Here is a 16193-nt window from a genome sequence, read left to right as displayed (position 1 = left end):
ACGGCCCTGGGGCGGGCCCGCTGCCTGCCCCACCCCGGCCAGGACCCGTTCCTTCCCCCTATGCCCCCGCTTCCGCCCCCACCTCCGCGACCAGCGCCGCCCGCAGTGCGGCGTCGTCGCAGCGTTCGACACGTACGGAATCGCAGCCGACCCACCGCGCGGCCTCGGTCAGCGCCTGGGCCATCGGCCGCACGGCCTTGGCGTCGCGCATCGACACCTGGCGGGCGACGAGCGTGCTGCCCTCGCGGGCCGGATCCACCCGCCCGGCGAGCCGGCCGCCGGCCAGCAGCGGCATCGCAAAATAGCCGTGTATCCGCTTGGGGCGCGGGACGTAGGCCTCCAGGCGGTGGGTGAAGTCGAAGATGCGGGCCGTGCGCGGGCGGTCCCAGACGAGGGAGTCGAAGGGCGAGAGCAGGGTCGTACGGTGCCGGCCGCGCGGTGCTTCGGCCAGGGCGGCGGGGTCCGCCCAGGCGGGTTTGCCCCAGCCCGCCACCTCGACCGGGACCAGCCCCGACGCCTCGATGACGGCATCCACCTGCTCGGCCTTGAGGCGGTGGTAGTCGGCGAGGTCCGCGCGGGTGGCCACGCCCATCGCGGCGCCGGCCTGGGCGACCAGGCGCCGCGTGCACTCCGCGTCGGACAGGTCGTCGTGCAGCAGGTGGTCGGGGACGGCGCGCTCGGCGAGGTCGTACACCCGCTTCCAGGCGCGGCGCTCCGTGCACACCACCTCGCCGGTGTCCAGCAGCCACTCCACCGCGATCTTCGTCTCGGACCAGTCCCACCACTCGCCGCCCTTGCGGCCGCCGCCCAGGTCGGAGGTGGTCAGCGGGCCGTCGGCCTTCAGCCGGTCCAGTACGGCCGCGCAGGAGCCCTCGCGGTCCTCCATCCGGTGCCAGCGGTGTCCCCTCGCGCGCATCGCGCGGCGCCGGAAGGCGAAGTGGGGCCACTCCTCGACGGGCAGGATGCAGGCGGCGTGGGACCAGTACTCGAAGCTGTGCCCGCCCGACCAGTAGGCGGACTCGACGGCGGGGCGGCCGACGGCGCCGAGCCGGGCGTACGGGATCAGCTCGTGGGAGCGGGCCAGCACCGAGATGGTGTCGAGCTGCACCGCGCCCAGGCGCCGCAGGACGCCCCGCACGCCCGCACGGCGGTCCGGCGCGCCGAGGAATCCCTGGGCCCGCAGGGCCATGCGCCGGGCGTCGTCGGCGGACAGGGTGGTCACGGGCTTCGGCTTCGCGGGCTTCGCAGCTGTCATGAGGCACAGCGTAGGAGTGACCACTGACAATGCCGGTGACCGTGTCCGGCGGGCCGTACCGCCCGAACTCGTCAGCCCGGGAACGGGAGATGGGGCGTCTCGGAGGGCAGCCCCAGGTCGCCGGGGAGCAGCGAGCCGATCCAGGCGTCCCGCCGGACGCCGCGGAGCGAGACCTTGGCGCGCAGGGTGCCCTCCATCCGGAAACCGGCCTTCAGCGCCACGCCGCGTGACGCGCTGTTGCCGACTTCCGCGAGCCACTCCAGGCGCTCGACGCCGAGTTCCGTCAGGGCCCAGCGCGCGACCTCGCGCACGGCTTCGGCGGTCCAGCCTCTGCCGCGCTGATCCTTCGTCGTCCAGTAGCCGATCTCGGCCTGCCGCTCGGCGGACCGCAGCGTCATGCCGAACAGGCTCACGGCCCCGGTCAGCGTGCCGTCCGCCTTGGTGGTCACGGCGAAGCGGTACTGCGTGTCCGTGTGCCACTCCTCCTGGCTGCGGGCTATGTAGTCGTGGGCCTGTGCCATGCCGAACGGGGCCGGTACGGATGTCCAGCGCGGTATGGCCGGATCCTGACAGGCGGTGTGCACCGCCTGGGCGTCGGCGGGGGCGAAGGGGCGCAGGAGGAGACGCTCGGTGGTCAGCGTGACGGGTTCCATGGAGGGAGTGTGCGGAGACGGGGCGGGCGGGGCGAGCGGTTTTCCCGGGATGCTCCCGGTCCGTCCTTCGGGCCGCCGGGCCCCGCCCGTCCCGGGCCCCACGCCCGCTGCTCGGGTCCCTCCCGGCACTTTCCCGGGGCCTCGCGCGTTCTCATGGGGAAGGGTGTGCACCGGGGAGCGGTGTGCTTCGCGGCGGTGGACCTCCCGGCCGGATGGGGTCCTCCTTTACGATGGCCGTTGCGGCGGGGCCTGCCCCTTGGAAAAATGCCGCGCCCGCGCACCCTCCCCCTGCCTGCGGCGGGGGGTACCCCCAGCGCCAGGCCCGACCGGCAAGGAGACCAGCCCAAGTGTCCGTCTTCAACAAGCTCATGCGTGCAGGCGAAGGAAAGATCCTGCGCAAACTGCACCGCATCGCGGGCCAGGTCAACTCCATCGAGGAGGACTTCGCGGCCCTCTCCGACGCCGAGCTGCGGGCGCTCACCGACGAGTACAAGCAGCGGTTCGCGGACGGCGAAACCCTGGACGACCTGCTGCCCGAGGCGTTCGCGACGGTCCGTGAGGCCGCCAAGCGGGTGCTCGGTCAGCGCCCCTACGACGTCCAGCTGATGGGTGGCGCGGCCCTCCACATGGGGTACGTCGCCGAGATGAAGACCGGTGAGGGCAAGACCCTGGTCGGTACCCTCCCCGCGTATCTGAACGCGCTGTCCGGCGAGGGCGTCCACCTGATCACGGTCAACGACTACCTGGCAGAGCGCGACTCCGAGATGATGGGCCGGGTCCACAAGTTCCTCGGGCTCACGGTCGGTTGCATTCTGGCCAATATGACGCCTGCCGAACGGCGCGAACAGTACAACCGGGACATCACGTACGGAACGAACAATGAGTTCGGTTTCGACTACCTGCGTGACAACATGGCCTGGTCGAAGGACGAGCTGGTCCAGCGCGGTCACAACTTCGCCATCGTCGACGAGGTCGACTCGATCCTGGTCGACGAGGCCCGTACGCCGCTGATCATTTCGGGTCCGGCGGACTCGGCCACCAAGTGGTACGGCGACTTCGCGAAGTTGGTCAAGCGCCTGAAGAAGGGCGAGCCCGCCAACCCGCAGCGCGGCATCGAGGAGACCGGCGACTACGACATCGACGAGAAGAAGCGCACGGTCGGCATCCACGAGTCGGGCGTCAGCAAGGTCGAGGACTGGCTCGGCATCGACAACCTGTACGAGTCGGTCAATACGCCGCTGGTCGGGTACCTGAACAACGCGATCAAGGCCAAGGAGCTGTTCAAGCTCGACAAGGACTACGTCGTCATCGACGGCGAGGTCATGATCGTCGACGAGCACACCGGCCGTATCCTCGCCGGCCGCCGCTACAACGAGGGCATGCACCAGGCCATCGAGGCGAAGGAGGGGGTGGAGATCAAGGACGAGAACCAGACGCTCGCCACCATCACCCTGCAGAACTTCTTCCGCCTCTACAGCAAGCTCTCCGGCATGACCGGTACGGCCATGACCGAGGCCGCCGAGTTCCACCAGATCTACAAGCTGGGCGTCGTCCCGATCCCGACCAACCGCCCGATGGTCCGCAAGGACCAGGCCGACCTGATCTACCGCACCGAGGTCGCCAAGTTCGCGGCGGTCGTCGAGGACATCGTCGAGAAGCACGAGAAGGGCCAGCCGATCCTGGTCGGCACGACCTCCGTGGAGAAGTCCGAGTACCTCTCCCAGCAGCTGAACAAGCGCGGCGTGCGCCACGAGGTCCTCAACGCCAAGCAGCACGACCGGGAGGCGTCGATCGTCGCCCAGGCCGGCCGCAAGGGCTCCGTCACGGTCGCCACGAACATGGCCGGCCGCGGTACGGACATCAAGCTGGGCGGCAACCCGGACGACCTCGCCGAGGCCGAGCTGCGCAGCCAGGGCCTCGACCCGGTCGAGCACGTCGAGGAGTGGGCGGCCGCGCTGCCCGCCGCCCTGGAGAAGGCCGAGGCCGCGGTCGAGGCGGAGTTCGAAGAGGTCAAGAGCCTCGGCGGGCTGTACGTCCTGGGCACCGAGCGGCACGAGTCGCGCCGGATCGACAACCAGCTGCGCGGCCGCTCCGGCCGGCAGGGCGACCCGGGCGAGTCCCGCTTCTACCTCTCCCTCGGCGACGACCTGATGCGCCTGTTCAAGGCCCAGATGGTCGAGCGGGTCATGGCGATGGCCAACGTCCCCGACGACGTCCCGATCGAGAACAAGATGGTGACGCGCGCCATCGCGTCCGCGCAGTCGCAGGTCGAGCAGCAGAACTTCGAGACCCGTAAGAACGTCCTGAAGTACGACGAGGTCCTCAACCGCCAGCGCGAGGTCATCTACGGCGAGCGCCGCCGTGTCCTGGAGGGCGAGGACCTCCAGGAGCAGATCAAGCACTTCATGGACGACACCATCGACGCCTACATCCAGGCGGAGACGGTCGAGGGCTTCGCCGAGGAGTGGGACCTGGACCGCCTGTGGGGCGCGTTCAAGCAGCTCTACCCGGTCAAGGTGACGGTAGCGGAGCTGGAGGACGAGGCCGGTGACCGCGCCGGCATCACCTCCGACTTCATCGCGGAGGCCGTCAAGGAGGACATCCACCAGCAGTACGCGGCCCGTGAGGAGCAGCTCGGCTCCGACATCATGCGCGAGCTGGAGCGCCGCGTGGTGCTGTCCGTCCTGGACCGCAAGTGGCGCGAGCACCTCTACGAGATGGACTACCTCCAGGAGGGCATCGGCCTGCGCGCGATGGCCCAGAAGGACCCGCTGGTCGAGTACCAGCGCGAGGGCTTCGACATGTTCACCGCCATGATGGAGGGCATCAAGGAGGAGTCCGTCGGCTACCTGTTCAACCTGGAGGTCCAGGTCGAGCAGCAGGTCGAGGAGGTCCCGGTGGCCGACACCGAGGAGAAGACCTCGCTGGACAAGGACGTCCAGGACGCCGTGCCCGCCGGGGCCGGCGCCGGACGGCCGGAGATCCATGCGAAGGGCCTGGAGGCGCCGCAGCGTCCGGACCGCCTGCACTTCTCCGCGCCGACCGTGGACGGCGAGGGCGGTGTCGTCGAGGGTGACTTCACCAGCGAGGACGCGGCCCCGGCCCGCTCGGAGTCGGACGGCCTGACGCGCGCGGAGCGCCGCAAGGCCCAGAAGAGCGGCGGGCGCCGCCGCAAGAAGTGACGTACGGCGAGACGTGACGCCCGCCGCCCGGCGGTGGGTGCGAGGCCGGGGTACCGCAGCGCGCAGCTGCGGTGCCCCGGCTCTTTTCGTACGCGTGGGACCGCGCGCCGCCCGGGTCACCACACCCGGGTGGTCGGGCCGATGTCGACGGCGGCGCAGCGCCACCGGGCGTCGCCGCCCAGCTCCAGGCGGAAGGCGAGGGCGCGCAGCCGCTCGCCGGAGACGATGCGGGCGAACGCCTCGATGACGTCCGGGCGCGGCAGGCACAGGCCGCAGTGGGCCACCGACGGGGCCGGAGCGTAGCGGCCCGCTGTGGTGCCCGTGGGCCGCAGGGGTGCTTGCGGGGCCAGTTCGACGAGGCGGTCGTACGCGGCGGGCAGCGCGTGCCCCAGGAGGGCGTGCACGGGGCGCCGGCCACTCAGGGTCAGGAGAAGCTGCTCGGCGAACCAGTCGTGCGGATCGGGGCGGGAAGGGCGGCGCCGGAGGGACCGGGCGGGGGCCGTACGCGGGCCGGCCGGGCGCCGGGTGTCACGGCGGCCGGGCGGGCCGGTACGGGGGCGGCCCGGTCCCGCGGCGGGCGGAATCCCGGGGGAGCGGGTGCGGGTGGAGGGGAGGGTGTCGGTGTGCGTGGTGAGCATGCGGGCCCCCGTTCGGCCGGCCCGGTGGATACCGGGCAGTAGCTTCGGTGGGGTTCTTCTACCGGCGGGGAATCGGCGGCGGCAAGGGCCTCCGGCCGGGCCGGGCGGACGGCCGGGAATTCACCCATCAGGGGGAGAGCGGGCGGATGTGCGGGCGCGGAACGGCGCGCGGCCCGTCGGGGGCGGCGCCGGAGGGGCGGAGCGGGAGCACGAAGGGGGACTCCGGCCCGTATCTCACGCCGTACCCCGCGCCCGTATGCTGGCCGGACAGATTTTCCAGACCCAGCGATGTGAGCGGAAGCGGCAGCCATGCGCGTGTATGTCCCCCTGACCCTGCCCGGACTCGCGGCGGCGCACGAGGCCGGGGAGTTGGGCCCCGGCCCGCTGGACGCCTACGCCGTCACGCCCGCGCTGCGCGAGTGGTACGTCTCCGACGACATCGAGGAACTGGAGTACGCGGCGCTCAACCGGGCCGCGCAGGGCTCGCTGCGCCGGCTCGCGGCCGACCCCGACGCCCCGCGGCGCCGGGTCGTGGTGGCCGTGGACGTACCGGAAGGCGCGGCCGTCGCCGACCCCGACCGGGGCCTGGACCAGACGGCGCTGGGCGAGGTGCGGATCGCCGGTCCGGTGCCGATGGCGAAGGCCGCGGCGGTGCACGTGGACTCCGACGACGCGGTCCAGGACGTCACGGCGGCCGCCGGCGCGCTGGGTGCCGCGGACCTCGGCGACGAGGACGCGCGGTTCACGGTGGACGGCGCGGAGGACCACGAGCTGATGTGGTTCGGCGTGCAGGAGATCCCGAATCTGATCGCCGGGCGCTGAGCGCGGGGCGGCTGAGAGCCTGACGGCCCGCCGGCCCGCGCCGGAGCCGTCCGTGACTGGGCTGTCAGTGGTCATGGGTACGGTCTTGGACATGGGGACGCACGCGACGCACATCGTCTGGGACTGGAACGGGACGCTCTTTCACGACACCGAAGCGGTGATCGGCGCGACCAACGCCGCCTTCGCCGAGCTCGGCCTGCCCCCGATCACCCTGGCGCGCTACCGCGAGCTGTACTGCGTCCCGATCCCGCGGTTCTACGAGCGGCTGCTGGGGCGGCTGCCGACGGACGCGGAGTGGCTGGTCATGGACGAGGCGTTCCACCGGCACTACGCCGTCCACCGGCCCGCGTGCGGCCTCGCGGAGGGCGCCGAGCAGGTGCTGGAGAGCTGGCAGCTGGCGGGCCGCAGTCAGTCGATCCTGAGCATGTACGGGCACGACGAGCTGATGCCGCTGGTGCGGGGCTTCGGCATCGAGGAGCGTTTCGTGCGCGTGGACGGCCGTACGGGGCCGTCGGGCGGCAGCAAGAGCGAGCACATGGTGCGCCACCTGGCGGCCCTGGCCACCGGCGCGTCCGGGAACGGCCACGCGTCCGGGAACGGCGGCGCCGGACGGACGGCCCCGGACCGTACGGTCGTGATCGGTGACGCGGTGGACGACGCGGTGGCCGCCCGGCGCGTGGGCGCCCACGCGGTGCTCTACACGGGCGGGTCGCACAGCCGGGCCAGCCTGGCGGCCGCGGGGGTGCCGGTGGTGGACACCCTGGCGGAGGCCGTGCGGCTGGCGGAGGAGATAGCCGCGTAGGGCGGGTGCCGCGCGCCCGCCCTACGCCACCCTGGTCCCTGTCCGGACCGGCCCGCCCGGGGGTGGGTCAGGTCACCGGCGCCTTGGCCCGCAGCACCGCGATGAACTCGCGCATCCACCCGGAGTGGTCCGGCCAGGCGCGGGAGGAGACCAGGGTGCCGTCGACGACGACCTCGGCGTCCCGGAAGGCGGCGCCGGCGGCCTGCATGTCCATTTCGAGGGCGGGGTAGGCGGTGACCCGGCGCCCGTTGAGGCCGCCGATCGCGGCGGTCAGCAGCGGGCCGTGACAGATCTGGGCGACGGGCTTGTCCGCGTCGAAGAAGGACTTCACGAGTTTGCGCAGCTCGGGGTCGTTGCGCAGATATTCGGGCGCCCGTCCGCCGGGCACCACGAGCGCGACGTACTGCCCCGGGTCGACCTCGGAGAAGGCCAGGTCGGCGGGCCAGGTGTAGCCGGGTTTCTCGGTGTAGGTGTCGAATCCCGGTTCGAAGTCGTGCACGACCAGCCGCAGTGTCTTGCGGGCGGGGGCGGCGACATGCACGTCGTAGCCCTCCTCGCGCAGCCGCTGGTAGGGGTAGAGGACCTCCAGGGACTCCGCAGCGTCGCCGGTCACGATCAGGATCTTGGCGGCCATGCCGTCCACCTCCGCTCGGGTCGCGCACCGCGCGCGGACGTGCCGTTGGTCACATCCGTGCGCCCGTAAGGCGTTCCTCGGTGTCCCGCTCAACGTCCTCCGGATCGCCGTCCTTGCCAAGCCCCCGCGGGATACCGTGGGATTCCAGGGATGCGGCGCACGGACCCGTCGCTGTCCGGATCGTCAAATTTCGGCTAGTGGTTTTGTACACAGCTGGACCATGACGGCACCCCGGCCGGGAGCGATAGCCTTGCCTCGTGATCAGCGCGATAACCCGCGGGGGCATCGAGGCCCTCGTCGTGCGCCCGGGACAGCACAGTGACCGGGCGGCCGCTGATCGTTGCGATCAGGACCGGAAACCGACCCCGACCGGGTCGGTGCCGAGCGGTCCGGCCATCGCGCATCGCGGCACAGCGTCGTCCCCGACCGGACACTTCCCCGCGTTGCGGCGGGGGAACCCTCACCGGTCGTTCCGGCGTCGTGCAGCTTCCACGGAGTTCATCCACAACGTCACGCAACGGCGCGCGACAGGAGCCAGAGGACATGCAGACCAAGCTGGACGAAGCCAAGACCGAGCTGCTCGCGCGGGCTGCCCGGGTCGCTGAAAGCAGCCCGGCCGGGGGACAGGCACCGGTGCAGGGTCTCGACCCGGACACCCTCCTGGGATACCTCCAGCGCTACTACCTGCACACCGCGCCGGAGGACCTGACCGGCCGCGACCCGGTCGACGTCTTCGGCGCCGCGCTCTCCCACTACCGGCTGGCCGAGACCCGGCCGCAGGGCACCGCGAACGTCCGGGTGCACACCCCGACGGTCGAGGAGAACGGCTGGACCTGCAGCCACTCCGTCGTCGAGGTCGTCACCGACGACATGCCCTTCCTGGTCGACTCGGTCACCAACGAGCTGTCGCGTCAGGGCCGCGGCATCCATGTGGTGATCCACCCGCAGGTGATCGTCCGCCGTGACGTGACCGGCAAGCTGATCGAGGTCCTCGACAACACGTGCGACGCGCACGGCCGGACCGGCAAGGACAAGGCGGGCCACGGCAAGGGCCGGGACCTGCCGCACGACGCGTTGATCGAGTCGTGGATCCACGTCGAGATCGACCGGGAGACCGACCGCGCCGACCTCAAGCAGATCACCGCCGACCTGCTGCGGGTGCTGTCCGACGTGCGGGAGGCCGTCGAGGACTGGGAGAAGATGCGCGACGCCGCGCTGCGCATCGCCGACGAGCTGCCCACCGAGCCGACCGCCGACGACCTGCGTGACCAGGAGGTCGACGAGGCCCGCGAGCTGCTGCGCTGGCTGGCCGCCGACCACTTCACCTTCCTCGGCTTCCGCGAGTACGAGCTGACCTCGGTGCCCGGCGAGTCCGGCGCCGAGGAGGACGTGCTGACCGCCGTGGCCGGCACCGGCCTCGGCATCCTGCGCTCCGACCCGGCGCACAGCGAGGGCGACGACGGCCACCCCGTCTCCCCGTCGTTCAACCGGCTCCCCAAGGACGCCCGCGCCAAGGCCCGCGAGCACCGGCTGCTGATCCTGACCAAGGCCAACAGCCGCTCCACCGTGCACCGCCCCTCGTACCTCGACTACGTGGGCGTCAAGAAGTTCGACGCCCAGGGAAACGTCGTCGGCGAGCGCCGGTTCCTCGGCCTGTTCTCCTCGGCCGCGTACACCGAGTCCGTACGCCGCGTGCCGGTCATCCGCCGCAAGGTCGCCGAGGTGCTGGACGCCGCGGGCTTCACCGCCAACAGCCACGACGGCCGCGACCTGCTCCAGATCCTGGAGACCTACCCGCGCGACGAGCTGTTCCAGACGCGCGTGGACCAGCTCCAGTCCATCGTCACCAGCGTGCTGTACCTCCAGGAGCGCCGCAGGCTGCGGCTGTACCTGCGCCAGGACGAGTACGGGCGCTACTTCTCGGCGCTGGTCTACCTGCCCCGCGACCGCTACACCACCGGCGTACGGCTGCGCCTGATCGACATCCTCAAGGAGGAACTGGGCGGCACCAGCGTCGACTTCACCGCCTGGAACACCGAGTCGATCCTGTCCCGGCTGCACTTCGTCGTCCGGGTCGAGCCCGGTGCGGCCCTGCCGGACCTGACCGACGCCGACGCCGAGCGCATCGAGGCGCGGCTGGTCGAGGCCGCCCGTTCCTGGGCCGACGGCTTCGCCGAGGCGCTGACCGCCGAGGTCGGCGAGGAGCGCGCCGCGGAACTGCTGCGCCGCTACAACCACGCCTTCCCCGAGGGCTACAAGGCCGACAACCCGCCGCGCAGCGCGGTCGCCGACCTCCAGCACCTGGAGAAGCTGACGGCGAAGGGCGGCAACGACTTCGAGGTCAGCCTGTACGAGCCGGTCGGCGCGGGCCCCGACGAGCGCCGCTTCAAGATCTACCGCACGGGTGAGCCGGTCTCCCTGTCCAAGGTCCTGCCGGTGCTGAACCGCCTCGGCGTCGAGGTCGTCGACGAGCGGCCGCACGAGCTGCGCTGCACCGACGGCACCACCGCCTGGATCTACGACTTCGGGCTGCGCATCCCCGAGCGGATGAACGGCGACGACGCGCGCGAGCGGTTCCAGGACGCCTTCACGGCGGTGTGGACCGGCCGCGCGGAGAGCGACAACTTCAACAAGCTGGTGCTGCGGGCCGGTCTGAACTGGCGCCAGGCGATGGTGCTGCGGGCGTACGCCAAGTACCTGCGGCAGGCCGGTTCGACGTTCAGCCAGACGTACATGGAGGACACCCTCTCCAACAACGTCCACACCACCCGGCTGCTGGTCAGCCTCTTCGAGGCGCGGATGTCCCCGGAGCGGCAGCGGGCCGGCACCGAGCTGACCGACGGGCTGCTGGAGGAGCTGGACGGCGCGCTGGACCAGGTCGCGAGCCTGGACGAGGACCGCATCCTGCGGGCCTTCCTCACCGTCATCAAGGCGACGCTGCGCACGAACCACTACCAGAAGGACGACGGCGGACAGCCGCACTCCTACCTGTCGATGAAGCTCGACCCGCAGGCCATCCCGGACCTGCCGGCGCCGCGCCCGGCGTACGAGATCTGGGTGTACTCGCCGCGCGTCGAGGGCGTGCACCTGCGCTTCGGCAAGGTGGCGCGCGGTGGTCTGCGCTGGTCGGACCGGCGCGAGGACTTCCGTACGGAGGTGCTCGGCCTGGTCAAGGCGCAGATGGTGAAGAACACCGTCATCGTGCCGGTCGGCGCCAAGGGCGGATTCGTCGGCAAGCGGCTGCCGGACCCGTCGGTGGACCGCGACGCGTGGCTGGCGGAGGGCATCGCCTGCTACAAGACGTTCATCTCGGGTCTGCTGGACATCACCGACAACCTGGTCGGCGGTGAGGTCGTGCACCCCGCGGACGTCGTACGGCACGACGAGGACGACACGTACCTCGTCGTCGCGGCCGACAAGGGCACCGCGACGTTCTCCGACATCGCCAACGAGGTCGCCGAGTCGTACGGCTTCTGGCTCGGTGACGCGTTCGCGTCCGGCGGCAGCGCCGGGTACGACCACAAGGGCATGGGCATCACCGCCCGCGGCGCCTGGGAGTCGGTCAAGCGGCACTTCCGCGAGCTGGGCGTCGACACCCAGAGCGAGGACTTCACCGTCGTCGGCGTCGGTGACATGTCCGGTGACGTGTTCGGCAACGGCATGCTGCTCAGCGAGCACATCCGGCTGGTCGCCGCCTTCGACCACCGGCACATCTTCCTCGACCCGACGCCGGACGCGGCCACCTCGTACGCCGAGCGCCGCCGCCTGTTCGAGCTGCCGCGCTCCTCGTGGGCGGACTATGACACCAAGCTGCTGTCCCAGGGCGGCGGCATCCACCCCCGTACCGCCAAGTCCATCCCGATCAACGCACAGGTGCGGGCCGCCCTCGGCATCGAGGCGGGCGTCAAGAAGATGACCCCCGCCGACCTGATGCGGGCGATCCTCGGCGCGCCGGTGGACCTGCTGTGGAACGGCGGCATCGGCACGTACGTGAAGGCGGCGGCCGAGTCGAACGCGGACGTGGGCGACAAGTCCAACGACGCGATCCGCGTCAACGGCGAGGACCTGCGGGTCAAGGTCGTCGGCGAGGGCGGCAACCTGGGACTGACCCAGCTCGGCCGGATCGAGTTCGCCCAGAACGGCGGCAAGATCAATACCGATGCGATCGACAACAGCGCCGGTGTGGACACCTCCGACCACGAGGTGAACATCAAGATTCTGCTGAACTCGGTCGTCGCCGACGGCGACATGACGGTCAAGCAGCGCAACAAGCTGCTGGCCGAGATGACCGACGAGGTCGGCGCGCTGGTGCTGCGCAACAACTACGCGCAGAACACCGCCCTCGCGCTGGCCCAGGCGCAGTCCGCGAGCATGCTCTCCGCCCAGCAGCGCTTCATCCGCCGCCTGGAGCGCGACGGGGACCTGGACCGGTCGCTGGAGTTCATGCCCGTCGACCGGCAGATCAAGGAACGGCTGAACGCCGGCCGCGGTCTGACCCAGCCCGAGACCGCCGTGCTCCTCGCCTACACGAAGATCACGGTCGCCGACGCGCTGATCCAGACCGGGCTGCCGGACGACCCGTACCTCCAGCACCTGCTGCACGCGTACTTCCCCAGCGCGCTGCGGGAGCGGTTCGCCGAGCAGATCGACGCACACGCGCTGCGCCGCGAGATCGTCACGACCGTGATGGTCAACGACACCGTCAACTCCGGCGGTACGAGCTTCCTGCACCGGATGCGGGAGGAGACCGGCGCGGCCCTCGAAGAGGTCGTACGGGCGCACACCGCGGCCCGCGCGATCTTCGGGCTCGGCACGGTCTGGGACGCCGTCGAGGCCCTCGACAACGCCGTCACCGCCGACGTGCAGACCCGTATCCGTCTGCACTCGCGGCGTCTGGTGGAGCGCGGCACCCGCTGGCTCCTCAACAACCGCCCGCAGCCGCTGGAACTCTCCGAGACCATCGGCTTCTTCGCGGACCGGGTCGCCGGGGTCTGGGCCGAACTGCCCAAGCTGCTGTGCGGCAGCGACCTGGAATGGCACCAGCGCATCCTGGACGAGCTGACCGAGGCCGGAGTCCCGGCGGAGCTGGCCACCCGGGTGGCCGGGTTCTCCTCCGTCTTCCCGGCGCTGGACATCGTGGCCATCGCGGACCGGACCGGCAAGGAGCCGCTGGACGTCGCCGAGGTCTACTACGACCTGGGCGACCGGCTGCGGATCAACCAGCTTCTGGACCGCATCCTGGAACTGCCGCGCAACGACCGGTGGCAGTCGATGGCCCGCGCCTCCATCCGCGAGGACCTGTTCGCCGCGCACGCGGCGCTGACCGGCGACGTGCTGTCGGTGGGCAGCGACTCCGCGACGCCGGAGGAGCGGTTCAAGGCGTGGGAGGAGAAGAACGCCGCGATCCTCGGACGCGCGCGGACCACGCTGGAGGAGATCCACGGGTCGGAGGGCTTCGACCTGGCGAACCTCTCGGTCGCGATGCGGACGATGCGGACGCTGCTGCGTACGCACAGCTGACGCGCACCACGTCGGGACGGCGGCGCGGTCCGGCACTGCCGGGCCGCGCCGCCGTCGTCGCGGGCGCCTTGCCTCTCGCGCTCCCCGGCGCGCTACCTCGCGCCCCGCTCGTACGCCGTCACGACCTCCTCCGTCGGCCCGTCCATCACCAGTTCGCCCTTCTCCAGCCACAGCACCCGGTCGCAGGTGTCGCGGATGGCCTTGTTGTTGTGGCTGACCAGGAAAACGGTGCCGGCTTCTGCGCGGAGTTCGCGGATGCGGGCCTCGGAGCGCTTCTGGAAGGCGCGGTCGCCGGTGGCCAGCGCTTCGTCGATCAGCAGGACGTCGTGGCTCTTGGCGGCGGCGATGGAGAAGCGCAGCCGGGCCGCCATGCCCGAGGAGTACGTACGCATCGGCAGCGAGACGAAGTCGCCCTTCTCGTTGATGCCGGAGAAGTCGACGATGTCCGGGTAGCGGTCGCGGATCTCCGCGCGGGACATGCCCATGGCGAGCCCGCCGAGGACGATGTTGCGCTCGCCGGTCAGGTCGTTCATCAGGGCCGCGTTCACGCCCAGGAGTGACGGCTGGCCGTGGGTGTGGACGCGGCCGGCCGCGGGCGGCAGGAGCCCGGCTACGGCCCGCAGCAGCGTGGACTTCCCGGAGCCGTTGGAGCCGATCAGACCGATCGCCTCACCCTTGTGGGCGACGAAGGTGACGCCCTTGACGGCGTGCACCGCACGGACGGCGGTGCCCGGCCGGCGGCGGACGATCCGGTTCAGGGCGGCCGTCGCGCCGCCCTTGCCCGTACTGCCGCCGTGCACCGTGTAGACGATGTGGACGTTGTCGCAGATGACGGTGGGGGCGCGGTCGTCGGCGGGCGCGGGGGTGCGTTCGATGGGTGCGGGGGTGTGTTCGATGGTGGTGTCAGCCACGGCCGTACTCCTCCTCGGCCTTCCAGAAGAAGACGTAGCCGGCGGCGCCGGCCAGCAGGGCCCAGCCGAGGGCCAGCGGCCACACGTGCGGCGGCAGGTCCTGGGCGCGCACCGTGTCGATCAGGGCGTACCGCATCAGGTCGATGTAGATCAGGGCGGGATTGCAGTTCAGGACCACCGAGACGAGGTGGGGCGCGCTGCTCGTGAACGTGGAGAGGTTGTAGAAGACGCCGGACACGTACATCCAGGTACGCAGCACGAACGGCATCAACTGCGCGGTGTCCGTGGTCTTCGCGCCGATACGGGCCATGGCCAGGGCGAGGCCGGTGTTGAAGACCGACTGGAGCAGCAGGGCGGGGACCATCAGCAGCCAGTGCCACGTCACCGGTACGCCGCAGATCAGCACGATGGCCGCCAGTACACCCATGGAGCAGATGAGCTGCTGGAGCTGGATGAGGGTGTGCGCGACGGGCAGCGCGGCGCGCGGGAAGTGCAGGGCGCGGACCAGGCCGATGCTGCCGGAGACGGCGCGGGTGCCGGCCAGGACCGTCGACTGGGTGAAGGTGAAGACGAAGATCCCCGTGCACAGGAACGGGATGAAGTTCGGGATGCCGCGGTCGGTGTGCAGCAGCATGCCGAAGATCAAGTAGTAGACGCCCGCGTTGAGCAGCGGAGTCATCACCTGCCAGAGCTGGCCCAGCCGGGCCGTGGTGTACGTGGCGGTCAGCCGGGCGGTGGCGAAGGACGCGATGAAGTGGCGGCGTGCCCACAGGCGGCGGGTGTACTCCCGCAGCGGCGGGCGGGCGCCGCTGACGGTCAGGCCGTACTGCTCCGCGAGCGCTTGCAGGCCGGGGTCGGGCGGGGCGGCGGCCGGGGCCACGGGCGACGCCTCGGCGGAGCGGGCCGGCGGGGTGAGGGTCTGGGACATGCGGGCGGTCGCCTCCGGGTGGGTGGGGGAGGGACGGAGGAGCACGGACTACGTCAGAACGCTCCCGTATCGTCGTAACGGTGCCGAGCGTACGACCGCGTTACGTCGAAACGCAACCGTTCCGTCGCGACGTGCCCGTTCCGTCGTGGCGCTACGATCAAGGCATGGCAAAGGACGGCACGGAAATGACCAGGACACCGGGCGTACCGGGCGGGCGGCGGGCGCCGGCCGGAGCCGCCGTACTGCGCGAGGAGAAGACCGAGGCGATCCGCGCCGCGGTCTTCGAGGAGCTGGCGGCGGTGGGGTTCGCGCGGATGTCCATCGAGGGCATCGCCCGGCGGGCGGGCGTCGGCAAGACCGCCGTCTACCGGCGGTGGCGCTCCAAGCTGCACCTCGTGCTGGACGTGGTCTCCGCGGTGGCCGCCGAGGGCCTGCCGACGCCGGACACCGGGTCGCTGCGCGGCGACGTACGGATGCTGCTGGAGGTCGCGGCCCGCGCGCTGCGGCACCCGGTCGCCTCGCAGATCATTCCGGACCTCCTCGCCGAGGCCGCACGCAGCCCCGAGATCGCCGAAGCGCTGCGCACCGCCCTGCTCGACAGCCAGCAGGGCGTCGCGGCGGCGATGGTGGCCCGCGCGGTCGAACGCGGCGAGCTGCGCCCGGAAGCCGACGCGCGCCTGGCACTCGACCTGATGACCGGCCCGCTCTACTGGCGCCTGATGGTCGTGCGCGACGAACTCCCGAAGACCTACCTGGACGAACTGGCCCTCGCGGTGGCGTCGGCCCTGGAGGCGTAGCACCGCATCCCCTGGCCCCGGCCCTGACCGGGGACTACCTCCGGCCCGTCC

At 71.3% G+C, this 16193-nt stretch carries 11 protein-coding genes; 5 read left to right on the top strand and 6 right to left on the bottom strand.

Features of this window, described 5'->3' with window-relative positions; all coding sequences use genetic code 11:
- Positions 1-58: 58 nt before the first annotated feature.
- Together ACZ4QV_RS08315 and ACZ4QV_RS08310 are read right to left on the bottom strand one after the other, a co-directional pair.
- Positions 59-1255 (bottom strand): winged helix-turn-helix domain-containing protein, encoded by a 1197-nt coding sequence (locus ACZ4QV_RS08315; protein ID WP_361145059.1) that lies wholly within the window; start codon positions 1253-1255, stop codon positions 59-61.
- Between the two features lie 71 nt (positions 1256-1326).
- Complete coding sequence (locus tag ACZ4QV_RS08310) at positions 1327-1908, bottom strand: GNAT family N-acetyltransferase (protein ID WP_361145056.1); 582 nt, start codon at positions 1906-1908, stop codon at positions 1327-1329.
- A 347-nt stretch (positions 1909-2255) separates the two neighbouring features.
- Between ACZ4QV_RS08310 and secA the strand changes: the two genes are divergently transcribed.
- Positions 2256-5090 (top strand): preprotein translocase subunit SecA, encoded by a 2835-nt coding sequence (secA, locus tag ACZ4QV_RS08305; protein WP_361145053.1) that lies wholly within the window; start codon positions 2256-2258, stop codon positions 5088-5090.
- A gap of 116 nt (positions 5091-5206) precedes the next feature.
- On the opposite strand, the gene ACZ4QV_RS08300 is transcribed toward secA, so the two are convergent.
- The gene (locus ACZ4QV_RS08300; protein WP_361145050.1) at positions 5207-5728 is read right to left on the bottom strand and encodes an Rv3235 family protein; all 522 of its coding nucleotides are present in this window, start codon (positions 5726-5728) and stop codon (positions 5207-5209) included.
- 309 nt (positions 5729-6037) lie between these two features.
- On the opposite strand from ACZ4QV_RS08300, the gene ACZ4QV_RS08295 reads away from it, so the two are divergent.
- Positions 6038-6550 carry a DUF6912 family protein gene (locus ACZ4QV_RS08295; protein WP_361639907.1) on the top strand — a complete coding sequence of 171 codons (513 nt, stop codon included), beginning with the start codon at positions 6038-6040 and terminating at the stop codon, positions 6548-6550.
- Positions 6551-6641: 91 nt separating this feature from the next.
- Positions 6642-7352 (top strand): HAD family hydrolase, encoded by a 711-nt coding sequence (locus ACZ4QV_RS08290; RefSeq protein ID WP_361145044.1) that lies wholly within the window; start codon positions 6642-6644, stop codon positions 7350-7352.
- Positions 7353-7419: 67 nt separating this feature from the next.
- Here the strand turns inward: ACZ4QV_RS08290 and ACZ4QV_RS08285 are convergent, their stop codons facing one another.
- Positions 7420-7986 carry a DJ-1/PfpI family protein gene (locus tag ACZ4QV_RS08285; RefSeq protein ID WP_361145041.1) on the bottom strand — a complete coding sequence of 189 codons (567 nt, stop codon included), beginning with the start codon at positions 7984-7986 and terminating at the stop codon, positions 7420-7422.
- A gap of 543 nt (positions 7987-8529) precedes the next feature.
- Between ACZ4QV_RS08285 and ACZ4QV_RS08280 the strand changes: the two genes are divergently transcribed.
- Positions 8530-13506: an NAD-glutamate dehydrogenase gene (locus ACZ4QV_RS08280; RefSeq protein WP_361145039.1), complete on the top strand. Its 4977-nt coding sequence runs from the start codon at positions 8530-8532 to the stop codon at positions 13504-13506.
- A gap of 92 nt (positions 13507-13598) precedes the next feature.
- Here ACZ4QV_RS08280 and ACZ4QV_RS08275 read toward each other — a convergent pair whose 3' ends face one another.
- Entirely contained in the window at positions 13599-14417 is an 819-nt protein-coding gene (locus tag ACZ4QV_RS08275) for an ABC transporter ATP-binding protein (protein WP_361639637.1), read from the bottom strand.
- On the bottom strand, positions 14410-15345 hold the full coding sequence (locus ACZ4QV_RS08270) for an ABC transporter permease (RefSeq protein WP_361585654.1): 936 nt from the start codon (positions 15343-15345) through the stop codon (positions 14410-14412). The genes ACZ4QV_RS08275 and ACZ4QV_RS08270 overlap by 8 nt, the downstream gene beginning before the upstream one ends.
- 164 nt (positions 15346-15509) lie before the next feature.
- Between ACZ4QV_RS08270 and ACZ4QV_RS08265 the strand changes: the two genes are divergently transcribed.
- Positions 15510-16142, top strand: a complete 633-nt coding sequence (locus ACZ4QV_RS08265) for a TetR/AcrR family transcriptional regulator (RefSeq protein WP_361145030.1) — start codon at positions 15510-15512, stop codon at positions 16140-16142.
- Positions 16143-16193 lie beyond the last annotated feature (51 nt).

The organism is Streptomyces sp. NPDC026394 (assembly GCF_055567735.1).
This window is presented reverse-complemented; position numbering and strand designations above follow the sequence as displayed.

What these genes read in the sequence shown, in the direction of transcription:
- ACZ4QV_RS08315 (WP_361145059.1), bottom strand. Translation starts at nt 1,255, where the DNA reads ATGACAGCTGCGAAGCCCGCGAAGCCGAAGCCCGTGACCACCCTGTCC.
- ACZ4QV_RS08310 (WP_361145056.1), bottom strand. Translation starts at nt 1,908, where the DNA reads ATGGAACCCGTCACGCTGACCACCGAGCGTCTCCTCCTGCGCCCCTTC.
- ACZ4QV_RS08300 (WP_361145050.1), bottom strand. Translation starts at nt 5,728, where the DNA reads ATGCTCACCACGCACACCGACACCCTCCCCTCCACCCGCACCCGCTCC.
- ACZ4QV_RS08295 (WP_361639907.1), top strand. Translation starts at nt 6,038, where the DNA reads ATGCGCGTGTATGTCCCCCTGACCCTGCCCGGACTCGCGGCGGCGCAC.
- ACZ4QV_RS08290 (WP_361145044.1), top strand. Translation starts at nt 6,642, where the DNA reads ATGGGGACGCACGCGACGCACATCGTCTGGGACTGGAACGGGACGCTC.
- ACZ4QV_RS08285 (WP_361145041.1), bottom strand. Translation starts at nt 7,986, where the DNA reads ATGGCCGCCAAGATCCTGATCGTGACCGGCGACGCTGCGGAGTCCCTG.
- ACZ4QV_RS08280 (WP_361145039.1), top strand. Translation starts at nt 8,530, where the DNA reads ATGCAGACCAAGCTGGACGAAGCCAAGACCGAGCTGCTCGCGCGGGCT.
- ACZ4QV_RS08270 (WP_361585654.1), bottom strand. Translation starts at nt 15,345, where the DNA reads ATGTCCCAGACCCTCACCCCGCCGGCCCGCTCCGCCGAGGCGTCGCCC.
- ACZ4QV_RS08265 (WP_361145030.1), top strand. Translation starts at nt 15,510, where the DNA reads ATGGCAAAGGACGGCACGGAAATGACCAGGACACCGGGCGTACCGGGC.